Origin of the sequence: Neorhizobium sp. DAR64860/K0K1 (assembly GCF_050500205.1) — a bacterium.
Lineage (GTDB): Bacteria > Pseudomonadota > Alphaproteobacteria > Rhizobiales > Rhizobiaceae > Neorhizobium > Neorhizobium soli.
Genome location: NZ_CP191458.1, coordinates 810,800 through 833,278 on the forward strand (window position 1 = coordinate 810,800; position 22,479 = coordinate 833,278).

At 58.8% G+C, this 22,479-nt stretch carries 23 protein-coding genes; 14 read left to right on the forward strand and 9 right to left on the reverse strand.

The window, feature by feature from the left end:
* The first annotated feature begins 42 nt into the window (after positions 1-42).
* Together ACQY1J_RS03600 and ACQY1J_RS03605 are read left to right on the forward strand one after the other, a co-directional pair.
* Entirely contained in the window at positions 43-3,276 is a 3,234-nt protein-coding gene (locus ACQY1J_RS03600; protein ID WP_430249407.1) for a glycosyltransferase, read from the forward strand.
* Positions 3,273-5,510, forward strand: a complete 2,238-nt coding sequence (locus ACQY1J_RS03605) for a glycosyltransferase (RefSeq protein WP_430249408.1) — start codon at positions 3,273-3,275, stop codon at positions 5,508-5,510. The genes ACQY1J_RS03600 and ACQY1J_RS03605 overlap by 4 nt, the downstream gene beginning before the upstream one ends.
* An 85-nt stretch (positions 5,511-5,595) precedes the next feature.
* On the opposite strand, the gene ACQY1J_RS03610 is transcribed toward ACQY1J_RS03605, so the two are convergent.
* Positions 5,596-6,258 carry a sugar transferase gene (locus tag ACQY1J_RS03610; RefSeq protein WP_430250020.1) on the reverse strand — a complete coding sequence of 221 codons (663 nt, stop codon included), beginning with the start codon at positions 6,256-6,258 and terminating at the stop codon, positions 5,596-5,598.
* 1,114 nt (positions 6,259-7,372) lie between these two features.
* Here ACQY1J_RS03610 and ACQY1J_RS03615 point away from each other — a divergent pair.
* Positions 7,373-7,513, forward strand: coding sequence for a hypothetical protein (locus ACQY1J_RS03615; protein ID WP_156461709.1), 141 nt, complete (start codon positions 7,373-7,375; stop codon positions 7,511-7,513).
* 14 nt (positions 7,514-7,527) lie between these two features.
* Here ACQY1J_RS03615 and ACQY1J_RS03620 read toward each other — a convergent pair whose 3' ends face one another.
* Together ACQY1J_RS03620 and ACQY1J_RS03625 are read right to left on the reverse strand one after the other, a co-directional pair.
* On the reverse strand, positions 7,528-8,193 hold the full coding sequence (locus ACQY1J_RS03620; protein ID WP_430250022.1) for a DUF6030 family protein: 666 nt from the start codon (positions 8,191-8,193) through the stop codon (positions 7,528-7,530).
* Positions 8,194-8,616: 423 nt separating this feature from the next.
* Positions 8,617-8,823 carry a hypothetical protein gene (locus tag ACQY1J_RS03625; RefSeq protein WP_430249409.1) on the reverse strand — a complete coding sequence of 69 codons (207 nt, stop codon included), beginning with the start codon at positions 8,821-8,823 and terminating at the stop codon, positions 8,617-8,619.
* 272 nt (positions 8,824-9,095) lie between these two features.
* Between ACQY1J_RS03625 and ACQY1J_RS03630 the strand changes: the two genes are divergently transcribed.
* From ACQY1J_RS03630 to ACQY1J_RS03655, 6 genes are all read left to right on the forward strand, one after another.
* Positions 9,096-9,869 carry an amino acid ABC transporter substrate-binding protein gene (locus ACQY1J_RS03630; RefSeq protein ID WP_062460378.1) on the forward strand — a complete coding sequence of 258 codons (774 nt, stop codon included), beginning with the start codon at positions 9,096-9,098 and terminating at the stop codon, positions 9,867-9,869.
* 94 nt (positions 9,870-9,963) lie between these two features.
* Complete coding sequence (locus ACQY1J_RS03635; RefSeq protein ID WP_430249410.1) at positions 9,964-10,644, forward strand: amino acid ABC transporter permease; 681 nt, start codon at positions 9,964-9,966, stop codon at positions 10,642-10,644.
* On the forward strand, positions 10,641-11,402 hold the full coding sequence (locus tag ACQY1J_RS03640) for an amino acid ABC transporter ATP-binding protein (protein ID WP_113165070.1): 762 nt from the start codon (positions 10,641-10,643) through the stop codon (positions 11,400-11,402). Before ACQY1J_RS03635 ends, ACQY1J_RS03640 begins: the two co-directional genes overlap by 4 nt.
* A 78-nt stretch (positions 11,403-11,480) precedes the next feature.
* Positions 11,481-12,017 carry a hypothetical protein gene (locus ACQY1J_RS03645; RefSeq protein WP_184655272.1) on the forward strand — a complete coding sequence of 179 codons (537 nt, stop codon included), beginning with the start codon at positions 11,481-11,483 and terminating at the stop codon, positions 12,015-12,017.
* Between the two features lie 188 nt (positions 12,018-12,205).
* Positions 12,206-13,306, forward strand: coding sequence for a PAS domain-containing protein (locus ACQY1J_RS03650; protein WP_430249412.1), 1,101 nt, complete (start codon positions 12,206-12,208; stop codon positions 13,304-13,306).
* Between the two features lie 11 nt (positions 13,307-13,317).
* Positions 13,318-13,725 (forward strand): response regulator, encoded by a 408-nt coding sequence (locus tag ACQY1J_RS03655; RefSeq protein WP_430249414.1) that lies wholly within the window; start codon positions 13,318-13,320, stop codon positions 13,723-13,725.
* A 134-nt stretch (positions 13,726-13,859) separates the two neighbouring features.
* Here ACQY1J_RS03655 and ACQY1J_RS03660 read toward each other — a convergent pair whose 3' ends face one another.
* Positions 13,860-14,264 (reverse strand): host attachment family protein, encoded by a 405-nt coding sequence (locus ACQY1J_RS03660; protein WP_062576571.1) that lies wholly within the window; start codon positions 14,262-14,264, stop codon positions 13,860-13,862.
* Positions 14,265-14,463: 199 nt separating this feature from the next.
* Positions 14,464-14,799, reverse strand: a complete 336-nt coding sequence (locus ACQY1J_RS03665) for a hypothetical protein (protein WP_430249415.1) — start codon at positions 14,797-14,799, stop codon at positions 14,464-14,466.
* A gap of 276 nt (positions 14,800-15,075) precedes the next feature.
* Between ACQY1J_RS03665 and ACQY1J_RS03670 the strand changes: the two genes are divergently transcribed.
* The 3 genes from ACQY1J_RS03670 (at position 15,076) to ACQY1J_RS03680 (ending at position 16,559) form a co-directional block, all read left to right on the forward strand.
* On the forward strand, positions 15,076-15,276 hold the full coding sequence (locus tag ACQY1J_RS03670; protein WP_062576573.1) for a hypothetical protein: 201 nt from the start codon (positions 15,076-15,078) through the stop codon (positions 15,274-15,276).
* 46 nt (positions 15,277-15,322) lie between these two features.
* On the forward strand, positions 15,323-16,204 hold the full coding sequence (locus ACQY1J_RS03675) for an MBL fold metallo-hydrolase (RefSeq protein ID WP_430249416.1): 882 nt from the start codon (positions 15,323-15,325) through the stop codon (positions 16,202-16,204).
* A gap of 145 nt (positions 16,205-16,349) precedes the next feature.
* The gene (locus ACQY1J_RS03680) at positions 16,350-16,559 is read left to right on the forward strand and encodes a hypothetical protein (protein WP_062458716.1); all 210 of its coding nucleotides are present in this window, start codon (positions 16,350-16,352) and stop codon (positions 16,557-16,559) included.
* A gap of 32 nt (positions 16,560-16,591) precedes the next feature.
* Here ACQY1J_RS03680 and otnC read toward each other — a convergent pair whose 3' ends face one another.
* The 3 genes from otnC to ACQY1J_RS03695 are packed head-to-tail and all read right to left on the reverse strand — an operon-like array spanning position 16,592 to position 19,539.
* Positions 16,592-17,239, reverse strand: a complete 648-nt coding sequence (otnC, locus tag ACQY1J_RS03685; protein ID WP_062458713.1) for a 3-oxo-tetronate 4-phosphate decarboxylase — start codon at positions 17,237-17,239, stop codon at positions 16,592-16,594.
* Positions 17,236-18,498: a 3-oxo-tetronate kinase gene (gene otnK / locus ACQY1J_RS03690; RefSeq protein ID WP_430249417.1), complete on the reverse strand. Its 1,263-nt coding sequence runs from the start codon at positions 18,496-18,498 to the stop codon at positions 17,236-17,238. The genes otnC and otnK overlap by 4 nt, the downstream gene beginning before the upstream one ends.
* A gap of 33 nt (positions 18,499-18,531) precedes the next feature.
* Positions 18,532-19,539 (reverse strand): LacI family DNA-binding transcriptional regulator, encoded by a 1,008-nt coding sequence (locus ACQY1J_RS03695; protein ID WP_430249418.1) that lies wholly within the window; start codon positions 19,537-19,539, stop codon positions 18,532-18,534.
* Positions 19,540-19,698: 159 nt separating this feature from the next.
* Here ACQY1J_RS03695 and ltnD point away from each other — a divergent pair, with 159 nt between their 5' ends.
* Positions 19,699-20,613 (forward strand): L-threonate dehydrogenase, encoded by a 915-nt coding sequence (gene ltnD / locus ACQY1J_RS03700; protein ID WP_325264411.1) that lies wholly within the window; start codon positions 19,699-19,701, stop codon positions 20,611-20,613.
* Positions 20,614-20,617: 4 nt separating this feature from the next.
* On the forward strand, positions 20,618-21,385 hold the full coding sequence (gene otnI / locus ACQY1J_RS03705) for a 2-oxo-tetronate isomerase (protein WP_062576584.1): 768 nt from the start codon (positions 20,618-20,620) through the stop codon (positions 21,383-21,385).
* Positions 21,386-21,426: 41 nt separating this feature from the next.
* Here otnI and ACQY1J_RS03710 read toward each other — a convergent pair whose 3' ends face one another.
* On the reverse strand, positions 21,427-22,473 hold the full coding sequence (locus tag ACQY1J_RS03710) for a LysR family transcriptional regulator (RefSeq protein WP_062458703.1): 1,047 nt from the start codon (positions 22,471-22,473) through the stop codon (positions 21,427-21,429).
* Positions 22,474-22,479 lie beyond the last annotated feature (6 nt).

Here is a 22,479-nt window from a genome sequence, read left to right on the forward strand (position 1 = left end):
TCGGCAAAAACGACATTCTGGTGCATTCCGAGCGTGACTAGGATGCCGCGGATAGTCCTTGCGACGGATAGCCTGGACCCATCGGGCATGGGCGAGCATATGCTTGCCCTGGCGCGCGGGCTGTGCGGGCAGGCTGATGCGTTCATTGCGCTATTGTCGGAAGACCGGGCAGGATTGCTCCCGCGCGCTGCCCGTCTCGGCCTCGGCATCAAACTTGCGGATGACGTCGATGACTTTGCTCAATGGCTGTCCAGCAGCAATGTCGACCTCCTGCATGTCCATGCGGGGATCGGATGGGAGGGGCACGCGCTTGTCGAGGCCGCGAACCGCGCCGGTATCCCGGTCATTCGCACGGAGCATCTTCCTTATCTACTCACCGACCGCGACCAGCAGGACGAGTATCAGCGATGCACGCGGGATGTCGCCCATCACGTCGTGGTTTCGGAAGCCTCCCGGGACAGTTTTCGCGGGCACATTGCGCCCGACCGACTGACGGTTATCCACAACGGTATCTTCGTGCCGCAGCAGACGGCAACAGGCGACGCACTTCGTCGGGACCTCGATGTGCGTGACGAGATCGTGCTCGTGACCATTGCCCGGTTGACCGCGCAGAAGGATCACAAGACCCTCCTCGAAGCGATGCCGCAGATTCTGGAGGCGCATCCCTCCTTGTGCCTTCTTCTGGTCGGATCCGGCGAGGAACGCTTGAGGCTCGGGGCTTTGGCGGATGAGCTCGGCATCTCCGACCGCATTCGATTTACCGGACATCGCCCGGATGTCGCCAACATCATCGCTCTTGGCGACCTCTTCGTTCTGCCATCGCTGTTCGAAGGCCTGCCGCTTGCGGTGCTCGAGGCGATGTCGCTCGGCTGCCCGGTCGTTGCCACCCGGATCGGCGGCACCGTCGAGGCGCTCGGGGAGGACCACCCGCTTTTCGCCACACCCGGCAGTTCCGCTTCGATGGCCTCTGTCGTCATCGCGGCGCTTTCGGATCGGCAGAGACTTGCGCATGTCGCCGAGGCTGCGCGCGTCCGCTTCGACAATCACTTTTCCGCACATCGCATGGCGAGGGAAACGAGAGCGGTCTACGACCGGTTCATTTCCCAGCCTGCCAATCTCACGCAAAAGGACCTATCCATGCAGAAGACACGCCTCGCCTTTATCGGCGTTGGAGGTATCGCGCACCGCCATCTCGATGTCATCTCCGGCTTCGACGATGTGGAACTCGTAGGGTTCGCGGATCCGGATATCGGCCGCGCCGATCAGGCCGCAGCGCGCTTCGGAGCGAAATCCTTCGCCCACCACCGCGACATGCTGGACGCCGTCCGCCCCGATGCCGTCTATGTCTGCGTGCCGCCGTTTGCGCACGGGGAACCGGAGCGGGACCTAATCGAGCGCGGCATTCCTTTCTTCGTCGAAAAGCCGGTTTCGCTTGACATCGAGACGGCCGAAGAGATCTCGGCTGCCGTGACGGCGAAGGGTCTCGTGACCGGCGTCGGCTACCACTGGCGCTACCTCGACATCGTCGATGAGGCCCGCAATCTCCTAAAGGACAATCCCGCCCAGCTTCTGTCCGGCTACTGGCTGGATAGCACGCCTCCGCCGCAGTGGTGGTGGAAGCAGGACAAGTCCGGCGGACAGATGGTGGAGCAGGCGACCCATCTTCTCGACCTTGCGCGCTTTCTTGTTGGTGAGGTGACCGAGGTTTACGGACGTGCCGGTCACACGGACAGGCCCGAATTTCCGGGCCTCGACGTGCCCACCGTGACGACGGCCACTCTGACATTCGAAACCGGCGTCGTAGCAAATGTTGCCTCCACCTGCCTTCTCGGCTGGAGCCATCGCGTCGGGCTTCACATCTTCGCAGACCGTCTTGCGATCGAGCTTACCGACCGCGACATCATGGTGGATGTCGGCCGAGGCCGACCGGTCCGTGGCGCAGACGGCGACCCCGTGTGGCGCGAAGATCGCGACTTCATCGATGCCGTTCGCGGCGGGGAAAACCGGATCCGCTGCCCCTATTCCGAAGCCCTTGCAACGCACCGGCTGGCGCTGGCTGTCGTTGCCTCTGTGCAGGAAGGCAAGCCGGTTTCGATCGCGCCGCCGGCCATGCGCCAGCCCGAGCCTTTGCCCCTGCAATTCCAGCCTCGGCCGGAAGCACCCGCGCCAGGCTTGGCACCGGGCCACCGGATCATCCGCTCGCTCGGCGTCGAGGCCCCCGGGCGGTCCTATTTCTTCGAATACGAGGAAGGCCCTCCCGGCGATGGCCAGGTTCGGCTCGACACGCTCTACACCGGTCTTTCCGCAGGGACCGAACTGACGTTCCTCAAAAACACCAACCCCTATTTCCGCTCACGCTTTGATGGCGAGCGCGGGGTGTTTATTGAGAACGAACCGGACCTGCACTATCCGGTCCCGTTCCTTGGCTACATGGAAGTTGCCAGGGTCTCGGAATCGCGCACCGGCGGTTTTGCGCAAGGCGAGGTGGTCGCATCCGCCTACGGCCATAAATCGGGCCACACGGCCAACCCGTTCCACGATCTTCTGGTGCCGTTGCCGGCCGACATCGATCCCGTGCTCGGCGTCCTCGTCGCCCAGATGGGACCGATTGCCGCAAACGGCATTCTGCACGCCGATGCCGAAGCCTATGGAGCTCACGTGCCCTTCCTCGGTGCAGGCGTGAAGGATCGCCCGGTTATCGTGATCGGCGCCGGCACAGTGGGGCTGATGACTGCCCTGTTTGCGAAATCCCTGGGTGCATCCGAGGTTATCGTGACCGACCCATCGGAGTTCCGCCGTCAAAAAGCGGAAGCGATGGGCCTTCAGGCCATGACCGAGGAGCACGCGTGGCAGCATGCCAAGGCCCGCTGGCATGATGGCGCGATGGGACGCGGTGCAGATCTGGTGTTCCAGACACGTGCGTATTCAGGCAGCCTCAACACGGCGCTGAAAGCCCTGCGGCCTCAGGGCACGGTGATCGACCTTGCCTTCTACCAGGGCGGCGCTGATCTACTGCGGTTGGGCGAAGAGTTCCACCACAACGGCCTCAACATCCGTTGCGCGCAGATCAACCGGGTTCCGCGTGGTCTTGGTGCGCTCTGGAACCGCGGCCGCCTTGCCCGCGCAACGGTCGATCTTCTCCGGACGCATGGCGACATCATCCGCGAGCAGATGATCACCCACGTCATTCCGATGGACGACGCGCCGGCCTTCCTGACGGACCTGATCGAAAACCGTCCGGAATTCCTGCAGGTTGTGTTCAAGGTGGGCGAATGACACCTGAACCTCAGCCTGTACGGATTCTGTTCGTCTTCGCGTGGTTGGTGGTCGGCGGCGAGGAGACCGAAGTGCGGCTCCTCGCGGGAAACCTCGATCCTGATCTCTACCGGATCGACGTCGTTGCCTGCTTCCGCAAGCCCGGAATGCCCGAGCAGACCCACGAGCAGCTGCGGGCGCTCGGGGTCGATGTCGATACGACGCCTTACGATCTGTCCTTCGAAGATACGGTTGGCTATCTCGCCGGCAAGGTTCCTGGATACGACATCGTCGTTTCCAGCCAGAACGTTGCCGACATCTATCCGGCACTCGAACGGCTTCATCTCCGCCCCCCGCTGATCGAGCATGGCGGTCTTGTTTCGGAGGCGGAAGCTGGCCCGAAACACCTCACGAGCCGGTATGTCGGCGTCTGCCGCTCCATCCGCGACGCGGCTGCGTCAAGAATGCCCGGCCGCGAGCAGCACGCGCTCGAGATACCCTCGATGGTCGATCTCTCCGAGTTCAATTCGGCGAACCGCTCGGTCATGCGGTCAAAGCTTGGGTTCCGGGATGAGCAGGTCGTCATCGGCTGGGTCGGTCGGCTGGATCCGAAAAAGAATGTCGAGGACTTCATCCATGCCGCCGCACTGGTCGTCAGAGATAATGCGCATGCGCAGTTCGTCATTGTCGGCGGACCCGATGCTTTCATGCCGGACTATGCCGATCACTTGAAGGATCTCACCCGCCGGCTGGGCTTGGCAGACAGGGTCACGTTTTTAGGCGATCGCAAGGATGTGGCCGAGCTTCTGTCGGCGTTCGACATATTTGTCTGGCTGTCGCGCGGCGAAGGCATGCCGCATGTCATTGCCGAGGCAGGTGCCGCCGCCCTGCCCGTCATCGCAACACCTGACAACGGCGCCCAGCAGCAGATCGACGACCAGGTCTCCGGCCTCTTCGTGCCCTATAACGATCCGGCCGCCGTCGCTGACAAGATCCGCTTACTTGCGGGCGACGAAGGTTTCCGCCGTTCTCTCGGACAAGCGTTGCGGCGCAAGGTCGAGGCGAGCTACTCGATCGAGGCCGTGTTGCCGCAGTGGACACAGCTTTTCAGCGACGTCCTTGCGGAGAAATCGCCGCAGGGGCCGACCGGCATCTTCAAATCGTTTCTGATGGGCGGTTTCGAATGCTCGACGCATCGGCTACGTCCCGCTGACGGCGAAACAACCGGTCGACGCCTGGATATGATTGCGGCAATCGAGCACGATCGCTTTGCGGAGCAGGATTATCGTCAGCTTGCAGGACTTGGAATCCGTACGGTCCGCGATGGTTTTCGCTGGCATCTGATCGAAAAGTCCAGGACCTATGACTGGTCGAGCGTATTGCCGATGATCGAAGCCGCGCAGAAAACCGGCACGCAGGTCATCTGGGACCTCTTACACTACGGATGGCCTGACGATCTCGATATCTGGTCGCCGCAATTCGTCGATCGGTTTGCAGCCTTCGCCGGCGCCTGCGCACGGTTGGTTCGCGACAACACAAGCGAAGTGCCGTTCTACTGCCCCGTCAACGAAATCTCATTCTTCTCGTGGGGCGGCGGAGATGCCGCCTATCTCAACCCGTTCGCGCGTGGTCGAGGATTCGAGCTCAAGGTTCAGCTTGCCCGGGCCGCAATCGCTGCCATGGAGGAAATCCTGTTGGTCGACCCCCGCGCGCGCTTCGTTCACTGCGATCCGGTTATCAACGTCGTGGCGGACCAATCGAGACCTTTCGAGTCCGGCGTTGCCGAAGGTCACAGGCAGTCGCAGTTCCAGGGATGGGACCTCATCGCGGGCCGCATGTGGCCGCAGATCGGTGGTCAGGAGCGGTATCTCGATATCATTGGCGTCAACTACTATTTCAACAACCAATGGATCCATGGCGGGCCGCCGATCGACATCGGTCATCCCAGCTACAAGCCGCTGAGCAGGATCCTTGCCGAAACCTACGCGCGTTATGGCAAGCCGATTTTGATCGCAGAAACCGGCATCGAGGATGAGCGGCGTGGGCCTTGGTACCGTTATGTCTCGGATCAGGCAAAACGTGCCATGCAGTCCGGTGTCCCGTTCGAGGGAATTTGCCTTTACCCGATCGCCAATCATCCTGGATGGGACGACGGACGGGCTTGTCAGAACGGATTGCTAGCAAGCAGCGTGTCTGTCGGTGGGCGAGCGGTCGATGCAGGACTGTCGTCGGCTATTCAAGGCAGCGTTGGTTGAGACCCAACCGCCGAAATATCAAACAAGCGACGGCGGCAGCAGTGTGCCGCCGTTTGCTATTGGATCGGTTCGAAGAACGGTTGGCTTAGAAGCCCTTGCCATTCGTCAGTTCCATCCTGATGGTTTGGAGGATGATGTAGACGTCAAGCCAGATCGAGAAATTGGCAACATAATAGAGATCGCAGGCTATGCGAGCCCGGGCTTTCGAAGCACGATCCGTTGGCCCTCGCAGGCCGCGCATTTGCGCCAGCCCGGTAAGACCAGGCCGCATGCTGTGTCGCTGGTGATAATCCGGAACGAGTTCCTCATAGGTAACGCCGGCCGCAAGCATGCCGACGGCGTGGCATCTCGGACCGACAAGAGACATGTCCCCTTTGAGCACGTTGATGAGTTGCGGCAGTTCGTCGATATTGGATTTGCGAATGAATTGGCCGACCCGTGTAATCCGGGGATCGTTCCGAGTTGTCTGTGCGACGCCAGACACATCTCCCCGATCGGTAAACATCGATCTGAACTTATAGATTTTAATCTTGCGACCGTCCTTCCCCCATCGGATCTGGGAAAACAGCGGTGACCCTCTGCTCTCCGCACGGATGATCGCGCATATCAGGACGAACAGGGGAAGAAGCGTAACCAGGGCAATCAGGGATATCAGCACGTCGACTGCGCGCTTGGCCGCAAATTCCCAAGCCGCAGGCTGATCACTATATGTAAGCTTATAATTATCATTCGCCGAACTACCGGCGATGTACTCACTAGCATCCAGTTGTACCACCAGCTCCACAGCACTCAAGGGAACCATCCAATATACGAGAGTTAATATATGATCGTCTTATCAATACTCCATATCTCGATTCTAAACACGAGTCAGCCCGGAACTTAATAAATGGTTAAATATAAAACAAGCAATATTGCTTTATTATTACATATGAAATTAGATTTGATACGTGGATTCGCAGCAACGTGCGGCGAAACCCTCCGGTTCGTTCGAGAGAACCGTGATATTTTGCGGTCGACGACTTGAGAGATCGATCAAATTATGCGCTGCACAGTTTTGCTATCATTGCCGCAATAAATTCGTCGCTTCCCGCACAGTACGCACATACCGAGATGTGCGTTGCTTCCAAACAGAAATCCCCGGGCGCATGAACGAAGGTTCGGGGAACGCTGCAAAAAAAGGGAACGGGTATACTTACCAAACGGGTAAGACGATCGGGTACAAGATCGACAACGGCAAGATCTGCCTGCAATTTCCGAACGGACAGAAAGATTGCGTAAGCGCCGAAACTGACGGCAAGCGCTCTGAAATGATCATTAGAAAAGGTGATCGCTCCGACCTACAATCAGGCTCTTGCCGCAGCCCTCCTGGACGAGGGTCACATCACTCGCCAACAGCTACGATCCATTCGGCGTGATGTTATTTGTGCCTTGCGTTTTAATCTGAAAAATATACTAGATGTAGATGCAAAATACGGGTGATTGGAGAGGTTGAGGTGGCCGCTTTACACGTAATTTCGAAGTTAACTATTGCGACATTACTCCTCGCAGCTTCGCTCGGGGCGTCGGCATACGCGGCGGACATCATTCAGCGGTCGAGGTATAACGAGACGCAACCGAACACACATCTTGTCCGCTCGAGCTACGTCACAGAGGAATGCGAACTGCTTGAGATCACCTACCGAGAACCGCGCCAGATCGAAATCGTCAGGGTCTGTTACCCGCCGATTTTCTGAGCGCGAAGTTTCTCGGCGAGCGTTTTCATGGTCGATCGGCGGGCGCTACAGTTAGGTTCAATTTGACCGATCACACTAACTGTATTCGAACTATTGTGCGGTACATATTCCTCATCTTGTGAGGGAAAAATGTCGCGTCGTTTCAGAAATCTGTCATTTGCTTTCGGTGTCTCCATTGCTCTCTGGGCTGTCATCATCCAGGGCATCAGCCAGATTGCCGAGCACATCGGCACGCCTCACGACACGACTGTCACGGCAAGTATCAAGTAGATACGAAAATCAACTCAGTTTGTGACTTGCTGAGCAGGGGCTTTCGGAAGCGGATACGTTCCAACGAGATTGTATCGACTTTCATCCAGCATTTCCCGCTTATATGAAATGGTTGCCGCCGCAATCTCTCTGCGAAAATCCTGCCCTCGCGCCAAGGCGTCTCCGAGCGAAATGGACAGATACGCATCGAGATCGAGCAAGCGTGCTGCAATTGCGGACGCCTGATAGGCGAGCGCTTCCCGTTCGGACAAAGGTCCGAAGCTTATTTTCAGCCGAAATGTCGCGTTCCCTGCAGCCTCCCTACCCCGGATCTGGACGAATATCGATGACTGACGTCCCAAATCCGCTCCCGTCACGAGATAGCTGCATTCCCATTTGGCGCCACCGTCTTCGCGGGTAAACACAGGCTCCACCTCGGCAAGGGCTGCAAGAGTAGCGCACTGCTCGTCAGCACGTATCGGGGCGCGGCCCTTCAAAAGGCGGGCTTTCTTTGCAAAGACCACCGACACCCCCATGCTTGCCTGTGCGGCGGACTGTGCATTGACAAAGGGCACGCTCAGGTTCGCAACGCTGCTTTGCTGGAAACCCAGCCGCAGCAACAAAAGCTTGAGACGCATGTGATCATTGGACAGGAGAAGGCTTGCGCCGATTGCGCTTGAGAAGGCGGCGAACAGGAGCATGAACACGACGAGACCTCCCGGCCCCCGATGCCTTGCCCCTTCCGCAAACCGCCTATCGTTGTAATATCTGCTCAAGCCAAGAAAACCTCGTGAGCACTGCAAAAAACAGGAAAGGTACTTAGGAAATAAAAACTGAGAACAATCTGGCGTGCATTAGAATTGCGCGAACCCGACTTTCTTATTTACAAAAATGGCAATATCGATCGTTTTATTATTCCAATATTACGTTGGCACTGACCCGAGCGCATGCGCTAACGGAAAGCATAATATCTCGCTACCGCAGCGCACGCTAGAGGCGTTTTATTATTCAGCTGCTACTGAACGAAGAATGATCCGAGCCTAGACGTGGGTCATCACAGCCTCCGGCCAAAATCCGTTGGCGAGGGCGTTGGTACAGTTCGAAGGCTTTAGATGTTCAGACGCCTAATCCGCCTTATCGTCTGAACTCATCGGCTTGCTGGTTGGTGGCGAAACACCTCCGCCGTGATCGGCCGACCACGTCTGCGGCGAGCTGTTATGAGACTTTGAATCGCCCGCGGTTTGCTCCCGCTCCTGGCTATGCTCACCCTGCGTGCTCCCTTCCGCCTGTGGCTCCTCATTGCCGGTTTCGTCGCGTTTTTCGTCGGTCATGATGTTGCTCCTGTTCGGCGAAACAACAGCTAGAGAACGCAAGGGTTCCGCCCGGGTCTTCCGGGACAACAGATTGCGGCACGATGGCGTCTTGCCGGAAATCCTGCGCAAAGGCTGTGTCGTGGTTGCGTCGGGTCATGCGCGAACAAAAATGAGCAAAATAATCTCATTTGCCTGTTTTATTTGCTCGATCCTCTCCTCCAACAGCACAGGTTTTCCTAGATAACACCGCATCGAAAGGCCATCAGGCCTGATGCCCGAAAGGAATGACCATGAACTGGCTGAAATCCATCGCTGCTGCCGCCCTTCTGCAGGCCGTTGCCATCACCCCATCTGTCGCTGGCGAAAACCTCGACCAGATCAAGGCCGCCGGCGTGATCAAGATCGGGACGGAAGGCACCTATGCGCCCTTCACTTTCCACGACAGCGCCAACAAGCTGACCGGCTTCGACGTCGAGATCGGTGAGGCTGTCGCCAACAAGCTTGGCGTGAAGGCAGAATTCATCGAAGGCAAGTGGGATGGCCTCATCGCTGGCATCGATGCCAAACGCTATGATGCCGTCATCAATCAGGTCGGCATCACCGAAGCCCGCAAGCAGAAATATGCCTTCTCCGACCCCTATATCGCGTCCAAGGCCGTGCTGATCGTTCGCAGCAATGATGAGGAGATCAAAGGGTTCGAAAGCCTCAAGGGCAAGAAGTCGGCACAGTCGCTGACCAGCAACTTCGGCAAGCTGGCCGAGGCGTCTGGAGCAGAGCTCGTCGGCACCGACGGCTTTGACCAGTCGATCCAGCTGGTTCTGACCCGCCGCGCCGATGCCACGATCAACGACAGCCTCTCCTTCCTCGATTTCAAGAAGAAGCAGCCTCAGGCTCCCGTGAAGATCGTTGCCGAAAAGGCGGATGCGGATTTCTCCGGCATCATCGTTCGCAAGGGCGACGACGAGCTGGTTTCAGCCATCAACAAGGCGCTCGCCGACATCAAGGCGGACGGAACCTACAAGACGATTTCTGACAAGTATTTCGGTCAGGACGTCTCGAAGTAAGAACGGACTGTTCCGTTCTTGAAACTGCGCCATATGTATCGAGATCAGAGCGCTCGGCGACCATCGCCGGGCGTCATATGTTTTGAGGTTCGCCGTGCCGCACTGGCTTCAATTGATGATCGATTCGTTGCCGACACTTCTGTGGGCCGGCGTGAAATTTACGATCCCGCTGACACTCCTTTCCTTTGTGCTGGGCCTATCGCTGGGGCTTGTCACCGCGGTCGCACGGTTGTTCGGGCCGTGGCCGGTTTCAGCAATCGCTCGCTTCTATGTATGGATCATTCGCGGTACGCCACTCCTTGTGCAGCTCTTCGTGATCTTCTACGGCCTGCCGAGTGTGGGAATTCTGCTTGATGCCTTTACGGCGGCCCTGATCGGCTTCACGCTCAATGTCGGTGCCTACACGTCGGAAATCATCCGTGCAGCCATCTCCTCCGTCCCCAAGGGTCAGTGGGAAGCCGCCTATTCCACCGGCATGAACTGGCGCCAGGCGATGCGGCGCACGATCCTGCCGCAGGCAAGCCGGGTATCCGTGCCGCCTCTGTCAAACACGTTCATATCGCTGGTCAAGGATACCTCGCTTGCCGCGGCAATCACCGTGCCCGAACTTTTCCAGTCCGCGCAGCGTATCGTTGCCACGACGTATGAGCCGCTCATCCTCTATATCGAGGCCGCCGTCATCTATCTCGCTTTGAGCTCCATCCTGTCTCACCTGCAGTCCCGGCTCGAATTTCGCTTTGCCCGATACGGCGGCATGCTGGAGGCCAACCGATGATCGAACTGTCGCATATCGAAAAGCGTTTCGGCGACGCCGTAATTCTGAAGGATATCTCTCTCAGCTTTCCGGAGGGCAGCGTTTCGGCTCTGGTCGGACCGTCGGGCGGCGGCAAGAGTACCTTGCTCCGCTGCATCAACCTCCTGGAGCAACCGACCGCCGGAAGCGTCCGCATCGGCGCTGAGAGCGTCGACTTTGAACCCGGCCGCAAGGCGCCGTGGCAATCCATTCAGAAAGTGCGCAGCCAGACGGGAATGGTGTTTCAGAACTTCCAGCTTTTCCCACATCGCACGGCCATCGAAAACGTCATGGAAGGGCTGCTTGTCGTCCAGAAATGGTCCCGCGAAAAAGCCAGGGCGCGCGCCATGGAATTGCTGACGAAAGTCGGCATGGAACACAAGGCCGATGCCTGGCCCGCCAATCTCTCAGGCGGCCAGCAGCAGCGTGTGGCAATTGCACGGGCGCTCGCGCCCTCGCCGAAGGTTCTTTTGTGCGACGAACCGACTTCGGCGCTTGACCCGGAGCTTTCCGCCGAGGTCGTCGACGTGCTCGGCACCCTTGCCAAAGAGGGCACGACCATGGTGATGGCGACGCACGATCTGCGACTTGCCTCGCAGGTTGCCAATCTCGTTGTCTTTCTCGAGGCGGGGCAGGTCGTCGAGATCGGCAGCGCCGAACAGGTCTTTCGCAACCCTGTCCACGAACGCACACGTCAGTTCGTGTCGTCGATCAACGCCGCGCAGACCTTCTCGGCGTAGCCATTCCGGTGCTGCACGCCACTGCTGAAACCGCGTGCGGCCGTTGTTTGCATATTCAAAGACAGGGGCTGCCGAGCGATGACACAGACACGACCGCCACTCGATCCCCTCACCCAGGCGACGGTCACGATCGCCTGGGTGATCGTATTCAACAAGCCATTCTATCCCGTCTATGTCTGGTATCTCGTCGGCAATGGCGTGGCTGCCTCATGCGCTACCTTGCTTGCCGCCCCCCTGTTTCTCGCGATCCCTTTCATTGCTCGCCAATCACCTTTCATGGCGCGGTTGGCGTTGCCAATCGTCGGCACGCTCGACACGTTGTTCGAGACAAAACTGTTCGGGCATGGTTCGGGGACGGCGCTTTTTTTTGGTGCCTGCTTCATGCTTTCCGCACTGTCCTTTTTTGCCCAGGAGAAGTGGTGGCAGCGCGGCATGGCGGCCTTTGTCTTCGCTGTGTTTCTATTCGCACAGTATCTTCTCGGTCCTCCATTGCGGGTCTGGAGCGATCCTGACCTTGCCATCCTGCTCAGGCTCAACATGTTCTCGGTCGCATGCCTGATGGCCTTTATCGCCATACGTTATGCCGGTCTTGAGACGAGACGTGAGCGCCAATAACCTTTGGTGATCCCGCGACTGCACAGTGCCTAATCTCCGCAACATCTCGAAACACGGAATTTTCAGGTTTTCCCTAGAGAATGGAGCGGATCGCTGACGACCGTCAATTTTAACAGGATGTCGGAACCTGTCCGCGGTTAAAGCATTATTTTTCGCAACGCTTATGAGGGGCGACGGACTTTATGGCTGTGGAAAAAGATGTTCGCGGCGCACGAGACGCAGGCGACCGGCTAATCGCCGCCCACGCATCCGGAGATCCGTTCGCAGCAGCTTTCAAAGCAACACGCATGCCGATGATCATCACCGATCCACGCCAGGTCGATAACCCGATCATCTTTTCCAATCGGGCGTTCTCGAAGTTAACCGGGTACTCGGCGCAGGAACTTGTTGGGCGCAACTGCCGCCTCTTACAGGGTCCGCAAACTGACCCTGCGGCCGTTGCCAAAATTCGGGAAGCGGTGTCGCAAGAGCGGGATCTTGCGATCGACATTCTCAACTACCGGCGAGACGGCACGACCTTCTGGAATGCTCTCTTCGTCAGCCCGGTTCGAAACGAAAATGGGCAAGTCATCTACTTCTTCGCGTCTCAGTTGGACTTTACCAACATCAAGAGCAAAGAGGCAGAGTTAGCGGCGGCTCGGCATATCGCGGAAGAGGAAGTCGCAAGGCGCACAGCGGACCTGACGGACGCGCTAACAACAAAGACCGCGCTCGTTCACGAAGTCGACCACCGCGTCAAAAACAATCTCCTCACCATCGCCTCGATCGTCAAGCTCCAGGCGCGGATGGCGGAGGACGAGGTAGCAAAGCGGACCCTGTTTTCCGTCCTCAGCCGCGTCGAAGCGCTGAGCACTGTTCACCGTAAGCTTCTGAATGACGATGATGTCGGCCATTTCGATGTTGCAGAGTTCGCAGGCGACCTCATCGTTGATGTGGTCGGCGCGCTTAGGCGATCTGACATTGTGATGACAACCGACCTGCACGAAGTCATCGTCCCGGCTGACAAGGCATCACCTCTCGCTCTTATCTTGAACGAGCTGATCGGTGATGTCGTTCGACGCGGCCTGAGCGATGGCGGCGGCGAAATTCACCTGGAAGTGAGACGCCTGAACGGACACTTCTTGGTAAGGGTCGTCGACACGGTCACCCCCGTTGTCTTTGACCAGCGCGAACACGACTTCGGCAGACTGATGCTGGAGACCTGTGCCAGGCAGCTGGGCGCTGAAATCGAACGGAAAACGGATGGCAAGCGCACAGAAGTGAGCGTTACCCTGATGGTCAATGAGTAAGGAACAGAATTTTGCGCGTGATGATCGTGGAAGACGAGGCGCTGCTGGCGCTCGAACTTGAAACTGAGGTCGAGGCTGCGGGTCACGATGTTGTCGGCCAGGCGGCTTCAAGCTCGACCGCATACGAACTTGCTGAAAAGACTGCGCCTGACTTCGCTTTCGTCGACATCCAACTTCTTGATGGCCCGACAGGGATCGACGTCGGAAAATTCCTTGCTTCGAAAAACGTCCCTTACATATTTGTTTCAGGAAATTTGAAGCGGATCCCGGACGATTTTGCAGGCGCGCTCGGCGCAATCGAGAAGCCGTACACGATGAACGGACTGCAGAACGCCTTGGATTATCTGGCGCTACGGGTCAAAGGTGGGGAAGTACCGAGCCCCCCTCCTGGCCTAATCCTGGCCTCCGAGGTCGCCTGACTGTCTAGAAGCATGGGCGCCGCCCTGTCTAGCAGTGTCCATCAATCCGCAGAGATCGGATACTGATGGCCTTCACTTCTCGAAAGTAGGGCCCCGCTGCTGCAGGGCCTCCACTTCTGGTGCTGGTCTAGCGATCAGGCTGCAGCCAGCGCCTTTTCGATATCCTGGATCGAATGGCCCGTAAGGTCCTTGTCGAGTTCGCCAATCAGAACGTCAGACAGCGACTTGTGGTAGCTCTTGCGCATTTCGCCGAGTGTGCGGGGAGCCGCCACGACAACAAGATTTTTGATCTTTCCATCCAGCACATGCTTGTTCAGCATGTCGGCAATGCCGTTGCTGAAACCGTCTTCGTCCTGCTGGCTGTCATCCGGGTTTGCGGAGCTGCTGGAATGGCGCGCACCGGAAGCGATTTTCGAGCTGTCGATGTCCGTGGCCGGCATCGCTCTCAGCTTGACGTTTGCTGCGTCACCTTCATTCTTGAAAAGGCTGAGCTTTTCGCCATCGGCAACGGCAACGATCGTGTTCTGTGGTAGCTGCATAAGGGTCTCCATAGTCAGCACCGCCTGCTTCCTTCGAGGAACCAGCCGGTGCATGTTTCGAGGCCTACAGTAATCCCGCAGCGGCGGATCGGTTCCGAGCAAATGACGTGGATAGCGCTGAGTTAGCTGATCCCTGACACCCGCCGTACCTCGCCGAACTGTCGCAAATCCGGCACCGGCTGCGACGCGGCTCCGTCGGCTACTGCGCGGTAAAAAACGTCAGAAGCACTTTTCCTTCTTCGCCCAGAAGGCAGACGAAACGATCAGGCTTACCGGTTTCGCCGCCGCGTGCGATATAGGCATCGCCCATGACGACGGTCTTCACCGCGACATTCTCGACTTTGGTATCCGCGGAGCTCACGGCCAGGGTTTCCATGTCGAGCACCAGGTCGGTGATGGCGGACGATTTTTCCTGCAGCGCCAGCAAGCCGGTCGACTGGCATGCCTGGGCTGCCTCGTCGTTGTTCGTCTGCGCGTAGGTTGCTCCGGCGGTGAGGCAAAGAGCGGCAAAGGCGGTCACGGAAAGTCGTTTCATAAGGGCCCCCAAGAAAAGTCGGCATTGACTGCGACCTCGAATGCATTTGACCTCGATTTGTTCCCTTCGATCCTGAGGCTAAGCCGCGCCGATTGTGGCACGACAGGATACGCATGGCGTGGTGGCCTTATCGATTTCCTGCGCCGATCAAGCACTCGGCTGCCGCTCGGTCATGATTAGGCGTTTGAGCGTGTACCTGTTAGACCTTTGCCAACGGATCGACCGTCATGACATCGCGCTGACCGTCGTGTCAGCTTTCAAGAAAGAGAGATCGATATGGGTTGGAAAACGCCAAAGGTCGAATACGTGAACGGTTACAAGATCGTCGAGGTCGATGGGCCATCCTTCAAGGTGTACGAAGGCGATCGCCAGCTGGGCGATGACTTCCCTTATTCCGGCGAGGCTGCGGCTCTCGCGAATTCTTTGCCGAAGCTGGATATGCCGAAACCTAGTCATGGGTTGCCCTCGTTCCGCTGACGGCGGGCCATCGCCTTTTCAAGTGATGCATCGCAAGGGATTGGCGATGGATATTTCGGTTCGGCTCACGACTTACCCTGGCCTCGATGATCGGATTGTCATCGTGAGGGCTGGCGACGAGGTCGATGCCGTCTTCGTGCGGACCGATCGGTTCAATGTCCTCGTCGATACGCTTGGCACCCCATCCCTGTGTCGGGAGGCGCTAGCACTGCTCGACGACCAGATGGGCGACCGGCCTCTGCTGGTCATCAACTCCCACATGGACTGGGACCACTTTTGGGGCAATTCCGGGCTTGACGATCGCATACCGATCATCGCGCACGCCAAGGCGCTGGAGCGGCTAAACGATCTCGCTGCACGAGATAAGCTTGTCGAAAAACAGCGCGACGCACGATTTCGGGATGTCGAGATTGTTGCCCCCAATCTATGCTTCGCTGGCGAGAGCATGATCCTGGATGGCGGCGATCTGGTCCTCGAATTGCTTCACACGCCCGGACATACGCCGGATCATATCGCGGTCTGGATCCCTTCCATCCGAACCTGTCTTGCGGTCGATGCCGTCGAGTGGCCGATCCCCGAAGTCTGGAGCAAGGATCCTCACGATCTCAAGGCGCTTTGCTGCTCGTTGAAAACAATCCGTGATCTTGATGCCCGCCACGTCGTTCTAGCTCACGGCCAGACCTCCGCGCCGTCGATCGTCGAAGCGAACCTTGCTTACTTCTCACGACTGCACGACCGCATCGCCGCTATTGACGGCCCCGCGTCGGCCAATGCTGATCTCGACCAGAAAGACGGCTTGCGCCTGCGGGACTTCCTGAGCCTGCCAGAGCATATGCCGGGCGAAATGGCAGCGTTTTACGAACGCTGCCATCGGTCCAACCTTTATGCGGCAGCGGAAGCCCGGAAGGCCGGTGTCGCTTATATCTGAACCGTCCATCCTCCGGCACGCGTGTTTGCTCGAACCGGACGGAGCGAGAGCACAATCTTCGTTCCCCTTTCGCGACTATCACGCTGATCGTCACGGAACTCCTGCTCTTGCTACCTGTTGGATAGGACAGAAGAGGAGCACTGCAATGAGTAAACCGGAAGACGATGCAAAGGGTCAGTACGCCCCGTCCCAGGCCGATCGCAAGGCGACAGGGGTTCACAGCGCAAAGCCGACAGTCGTGACGGGCTCTGAAGACGCGACCGTTCACCGCGATGCGCCGGGAAAGAAATCCGAAAAGGATTTTGATCTCAACTATGATCCCAAGGACATGAACGAAGGCAGTTTCCGCGGCTGAAGCATAGCACGCGGTCACCTACCCCAGCAGGATCAGCCGTGGCGCTCCATAAGATCGTCACGCTGCTCCTGCGTCAGTGGCCTGATTTTCTCGCCACGCAGCATCAGGAACAGTTTCGCCGTTTCTTCGAGCTCCTCGGTCGCGTATTGCGCCTCGCGCAGCGATTTCCCGGCAACTACCGGCCCGTGATTGGCGAGCAGGACGGCGTGACTGTCGCGAGCACGCTCCCGCACCGCCTCCGCCAAAGCGGCATCGCCTGGCGGGAAATACGGAGCCATCGGCAGTTTTCCCACCCGCATGACGTAATAAGCCGTCAGTGGCGGAAGAAGATCCTCCGGGTTCAGTCCTTCGATGAGGCTGATCGCGACGGCATTCGTCGAGTGAAGGTGAACGACCGCTGAAGCCGTGCTGCGTTCGCAATACATGCACTGGTGCAGAAACGCTTCCTTGGTCGGTTTGTCGCCGGAGACATGCACGCCCTCAGCCGAGAATTTCGAAAGGCGCGCCGGATCGAGCGCGCCAAGCGATGCGTTTGTCGGCGTCATCAGCATATCGCCATTCGATAGCCGCGCACTGATGTTGCCGGTCGATCCGAACGTGAAGCACCGGTCGAAAAGCGACTTGCCAACCGTGACGATCTCGTCGCGAAGCTTTGTTTCCTCGGAAAGAACTGCCGTCATTTCAAAAGCTCCCACGCCTTGAGGAAGAAGTCGGCGGTGCCGAAATTGCCGGATTTGAGTGCAAGCGCCATAGGTGCGCCATCACCCATCGTCAGTGTCCAGGGCACACCCGGGTCGATCTCGCGGCCGATAAACAAGGCGGACGGCGCCAGTGCTCCAACGACGGCGCCTGACGTTTCTCCGCCGGCAACGATCAGCCTCCGGACCCCGTTTTCGCGCAGTCCGATGGCGGTTTTTGCGAGGAACTGCTCGACGATCTCGCCAGCCTTTTCCTGTCCAAGGCTGTCTTGGGCTGCCAGAACATCCTTGGGATCGGCGCTCGAGTAGATCAGAGGAACGCCTTCCTGCGCCAGAGCCCATCTGATCGCTTCGTCAACGTCCATACACCCTTGTGCGATATCGACCGGATCGAGCTTGAGCGTTGACATGCCGGCCTCGATAGCGGCCTTGATCTGGCCCCGTGTCGCCTCTGAACAGGAACCGGCAAGAATGGCGGCTCTCCCGTCCGGCGGTTCAAACTGTCCTGCCGTGATGTCTCGTCGCAAAAGCCCCGCGCGCCGAAAGTTCTCGGGCAGACCGATTGCGATGCCGGAACCGCCGGTGATCAGCGGGAACTCTGCGACTGCCTCACCGATCACGCGCAGATCCTGGTCGGTAATCGCGTCGACGACCACGACGCCGTCACCACGCCGACGCGCCTCGTCGAATGCCGCACGAACGCTCTCGGCACCCTTTGCGACGTTCTCATGTGAGACAAGGCCGACCTGAAGTTTGGATTGTGTCGCCATCAGACGCACCAGCGACGAATCCGTCATCGGCGTCAGGGGGTGATGGCGCATGGGGCTATCCGACAGCAGTTGATCTGCCACGAAGAGATGACCCTTGTAGATCGTCCGGCGGTTGGCAGGGAAAGCAGGGCAGACGATCGTCAGATCCGTCTCAAGCTCGCGTGCGAGCGCATCGGTAACCGGCCCGATATTGCCCTTCGGCGTCGAATCGAAGGTCGAGCAGTATTTGAAGATGATCTGGCGGGCACCGGCCGTCTTCAGCCAACGCAGTGCCTCGAGCGACATCGCGACCGCCACGTCAGCGGGATTGGTACGGGATTTCAGGGCGACGACGACCGCGTCGACATCGCTCAGATCGAAATCGGCGGGCGGAACGCCCACCGTCTGGATCGTGCGCATGCCCTCCCTCGACAGCATCAGGGCAAGGTCCGTTGCGCCGGTCAGATCATCGGCGATTGCGCCAAGCAGCATATCATTCTCCCGTCTTGAGGATGGGCTCCGCCTTCAGGCGGTTGCCCCCTCTATAATTGAAAATCCCGTGTCAATGATCCGTGCCTCCTGTGGACGCTGAGGCGTCTCCAGCAAGGCTTCGATTGCCGTCTTGCCGATGGCAAAGCGATTGGAAAGCACCGTCGTCAGCGGCTTTGGCAGAACCTGTCCGATCTCGAGCCCGTTGAAGCCCATCAGCGCGAGACCGTCCGGCACCGGCATTCCGGCCGCCATGCAGTGCATGAAACCGCCCACCGCCATGTCGTCGTTGGAAAACGCCGCCGCATCGATGGCGGCACCGTCGGCAAGAAGACTGGCCAGAGCTCGACGTCCTTCGAGCGTCGAACTTGGCGCCTCTGTCCGATACTCTGCGACCAGCGACAGGCCCGTCTCAGACAAACCTTCGCAAAGCCCCTCATACCGTAAACGCGCGCGCCGATCCGCAGTCCAGTCATGGCCGACATAGCCGATCCTCGAATAGCCGCGCTGAACGAGATGGCGTGCCATCGCGCGGCCGGCCTCGCGATGCGACAGGCCGACCGCAAGGTCGATGGGCCGGTCATCGATATCCATCAGTTCGGCGATCCGCACCCGGCTGCCTTCAAGCATGCGTCTTGCGGCCGTGGTATGCTCGAAACCTGTGGTGATGATCGCCGCCGGATGCCAGGCCAGAAGCGACGAAATAATATCCTGCTCGGTCTCGAGACTGTAATCGGTCACACCGATCATCGGGCGATAGGACGTGCCGATCAGCCCAGCATTTATACCCCTGAGCACTTCGGGAAAAACGATGTTCGACAACGACGGCAAGATGACGCCGATGATCGGCGAAGACGAGGACGCAAGCGAACCGGCAGCCCTGTTAGGGACATAGCCGAGTGCGTCGATTGCCGCATTGACGCGGAGCCTTGTCTCCGGTGCGATCGGTCCCTTGTTGCGGATCACGCGCGAGACGGTGTTCTCGCTGACTTTTGCCAGCCGAGCGACATGCGCAAGCGTCGGTGTCTCAGCGGCCGAGGGCACGCTATCGTCTGCAATGGACCTCCCCTCCCCGTCCAAGTCGTTCTCTCCTCCATTTATCTCAGCGCTAACATATGTCGCTTGAACAGGGCAAGAGGATGTGGTTGAAAACATGTTAGCGCTGAGATTCTGACTACACAGCGCTTCATGGAGGTGCCGCTCATGTCCAGCCCAACCACTATCGCCATCATTGGCCTCGGCTCAATGGGACTAGGCATGGCACGCTCAGTGCTGAGCGCCGGTCACAAGGTTCGCGGCTTCGACGTCAACCGGGACGCGCTTTCGACCCTCGAAAATGAGGGTGGCGTTGCTGCCTCCTCGCCGGGCGATGCTGTTGAAGGCGCTGACATCGCGGTCGTCGTGGTCGTCAATGCGGCACAGACGGAAACAGTCCTTTTCGGCAAGGCCGGGATCGTCAGCGCGATGCATTCCGGCGGCGTCATCGTCTGCTGCGCCACCGTCTCGCCCAGCGATGCGAAATCCTTCGCCGCACGGACCGAGGCAGCCGGGCTGCTTTATCTCGACGGCCCGATCAGCGGGGGCTCGAAAAAGGCGCATTCGGGAGAACTGACCTTCATGGCATCGGGCTCGCCTGAAGCATTCAAGGCGGCGCGGCCGGCGCTCGATGCGATGGCGGCCACCGTCTACGAGCTTGGCGACCAGCCGGGTGTCGGCTCCTCCTTCAAGATCGTCAATCAGTTGCTGGCAGGTGTCCATATAGCGGCCGCCTGCGAAGCGATCACATTCGCGAAAAGCCTCGATCTCGACATTGCCAGGGTCTTTGACGTCATCACCAAATCGGCTGGCAATAGCTGGATGTTCGAAAACCGCATACCGCATGTGCTCGATGGCGATTACAGCCCTCACAGTGCGGTCTCGATCTTCACCAAGGATCTCGGCATTGTCTCCGACATAGGCCGCCAGCAGAAGTTTCCGCTTCCGATCACCGCGGCCGCATTGCAACTCTTCATCATGACCGAGGCCGCCGGGATGGGTCGCGATGACGACAGTTCGGTTGCGCGGCTGCTCGCCCAGATCACCGGGCTTCACCTGCCCGGCATGCCAGAGAAAGAATAGGCCCATGCCGAAGTTTGCCGCAAACCTGTCGATGATGTTCAACGAGCGACCGTTCCTGGAGCGGTTCGCGGCTGCGGCCACGGCTGGCTTTAGCGCCGTCGAGTATCTCTTCCCTTACGACTATCCAGCCGAGGTCGTCGCCGAGAAGCTTCGTGATGCCGGGCTAAACCAGGCCCTGTTCAACATGCCACCCGGGAATTGGACAGGCGGCGATCGGGGTCTTGCGAGCCTTTCCGACCGGCGCGAGGAGTTCGAGTCGTCGCTGGTCAAGGCGATTGCCTATGGCAAGGCGCTCGGAACGCCGCTTCTTCACATGATGGCCGGGATCGCGCCAGCGGATGATCCCACCGCTGCATCCTGCTATGTGGACAATCTGAAAAAGGCGGCCGATGCAACGGCCGAAGCCGGTATCGGTCTCGTCATCGAGCCTATCAACAAACGCGATATGCCGGGATATTTTCTCAACGACTTCAATCGCGCATTCGATCTCGTCGCCGATCTCGATCGCCCCAATGTCAGTCTGCAGTTCGACATCTATCACCGCCAGATCATGCATGGAGATGTCATCACAGCCTTGAGGCAGATGGCGCCGCGCATCGGGCATATCCAGATTGCGGCGGTTCCTACCCGGCATGAACCCATGACAGGCGAACTCAACGACCGCATGATCTTCGAAGAGATCGACGCCCTCGGCTATCAGGGTTATGTCGGCTGCGAATACCGGCCTGCGGGAGTAACCGAGGACGGACTGGGCTGGATGAGTTCGATCTGAACCCGGCTCACCCCTTTACCGAAGTATGCATCCGGCTTGCATCATCCGTCGCTCGTCAGTTCCGCCCTGATCCGTCGCTGTTCTTGCAGCGCCGTCTGGAGTTGCGTCAAGAACGCCTCGACGCCGGGCGTCATCGGGCGATCTCGACGCGTGACGATCCCGTATGATCCCATCACCGCAGGCAGCGTGACCGGGATCTCGACCAGCAGGTTATGGCGGATGTAGAAGTCCGATACGTCGCCGGGCATCACGGCCAGCATGTCGCTCTCGTGCATCAGCGCCACCATCGTCATCATTGACGAAGTTTCGACGATGTTTTGGGGACCGGACAGTCGCATTTCGGCAAAGACGGGCGCCAGAACCTTTCGCATCGGGCTTCCGGCCGGCAGAAGCGTCCAGGGCCATTCGCCGAGCTCGCGCACCGTGACGGACGACCTGCTCGCGAGCGGATGGTCCCGCCGGCCGACGACTTTCAGCGGTTCGTCGATGAGATCGACGTAATCGAAGTCGTTGCGATCGCCGAGCACGATCGGTCGTGCCAGCAGCACATCGAGGTGACCGTTCAACAGGGAGCCAACGAGCGCATCGCTTGTCCCAGCATCGATCGAGACCTGCAGGCCGGGATGCTCGCGCTTGAGCGCAGCGACAGCCTTTGCCAGCAGAAACGGAACGGCGCTGATGACAGCCCCGATCCGCAACGTGCCGGATGCGCCCGACGACAGCGAATCGAGATCCTCCCTCGTCCGGACGATTTCCATCTGCATGAGCCGCGCATGTCTGATCATCACCTCGCCATAGGGCGTTGCGCGCATGCCCCTGGAACTGCGCTCGAACAGCGGATGGCCGACGGCCGCTTCCAGATCCTGAATCAGTTTCGTCGCCGTCGGCTGCGTCATGTTGAGAGCCGACGCGGCTTTTCGCAGGCTCGCGACCTTTCCAAGCTCGACGAGAAGCAGGAGTTGCGTGCTTTTCAGATGGCGCAGGAGCGACAGCCCGCGGTCGAAACGCTCTGATGTCATTGGCGCAATCCATTTCAGCCGGCGGATGCCGTGATCGGAAAAGCCGATCACATGATCTGTATATTTCATTATTTC

Bases quoted from the DNA above. Each gene is read 5' to 3' on its own strand.
- ACQY1J_RS03600 (WP_430249407.1), top strand. From the start codon at position 43: ATGCCGCGGATAGTCCTTGCGACGGATAGCCTGGACCCATCGGGCATG.
- ACQY1J_RS03605 (WP_430249408.1), top strand. From the start codon at position 3,273: ATGACACCTGAACCTCAGCCTGTACGGATTCTGTTCGTCTTCGCGTGG.
- ACQY1J_RS03615 (WP_156461709.1), top strand. From the start codon at position 7,373: ATGTCGCGTCGTTTCAGAAATCTGTCATTTGCTTTCGGTGTCTCCATT.
- ACQY1J_RS03620 (WP_430250022.1), bottom strand. From the start codon at position 8,193: ATGCTCCTGTTCGCCGCCTTCTCAAGCGCAATCGGCGCAAGCCTTCTC.
- ACQY1J_RS03625 (WP_430249409.1), bottom strand. From the start codon at position 8,823: ATGACCGACGAAAAACGCGACGAAACCGGCAATGAGGAGCCACAGGCG.
- ACQY1J_RS03630 (WP_062460378.1), top strand. From the start codon at position 9,096: ATGAACTGGCTGAAATCCATCGCTGCTGCCGCCCTTCTGCAGGCCGTT.
- ACQY1J_RS03640 (WP_113165070.1), top strand. From the start codon at position 10,641: ATGATCGAACTGTCGCATATCGAAAAGCGTTTCGGCGACGCCGTAATT.
- ACQY1J_RS03645 (WP_184655272.1), top strand. From the start codon at position 11,481: ATGACACAGACACGACCGCCACTCGATCCCCTCACCCAGGCGACGGTC.
- ACQY1J_RS03660 (WP_062576571.1), bottom strand. From the start codon at position 14,264: ATGCAGCTACCACAGAACACGATCGTTGCCGTTGCCGATGGCGAAAAG.
- ACQY1J_RS03665 (WP_430249415.1), bottom strand. From the start codon at position 14,799: ATGAAACGACTTTCCGTGACCGCCTTTGCCGCTCTTTGCCTCACCGCC.
- ACQY1J_RS03670 (WP_062576573.1), top strand. From the start codon at position 15,076: ATGGGTTGGAAAACGCCAAAGGTCGAATACGTGAACGGTTACAAGATC.
- ACQY1J_RS03675 (WP_430249416.1), top strand. From the start codon at position 15,323: ATGGATATTTCGGTTCGGCTCACGACTTACCCTGGCCTCGATGATCGG.
- ACQY1J_RS03680 (WP_062458716.1), top strand. From the start codon at position 16,350: ATGAGTAAACCGGAAGACGATGCAAAGGGTCAGTACGCCCCGTCCCAG.
- otnC (WP_062458713.1), bottom strand. From the start codon at position 17,239: ATGACGGCAGTTCTTTCCGAGGAAACAAAGCTTCGCGACGAGATCGTC.
- otnK (WP_430249417.1), bottom strand. From the start codon at position 18,498: ATGCTGCTTGGCGCAATCGCCGATGATCTGACCGGCGCAACGGACCTT.
- ltnD (WP_325264411.1), top strand. From the start codon at position 19,699: ATGTCCAGCCCAACCACTATCGCCATCATTGGCCTCGGCTCAATGGGA.
- otnI (WP_062576584.1), top strand. From the start codon at position 20,618: ATGCCGAAGTTTGCCGCAAACCTGTCGATGATGTTCAACGAGCGACCG.
- ACQY1J_RS03710 (WP_062458703.1), bottom strand. From the start codon at position 22,473: ATGAAATATACAGATCATGTGATCGGCTTTTCCGATCACGGCATCCGC.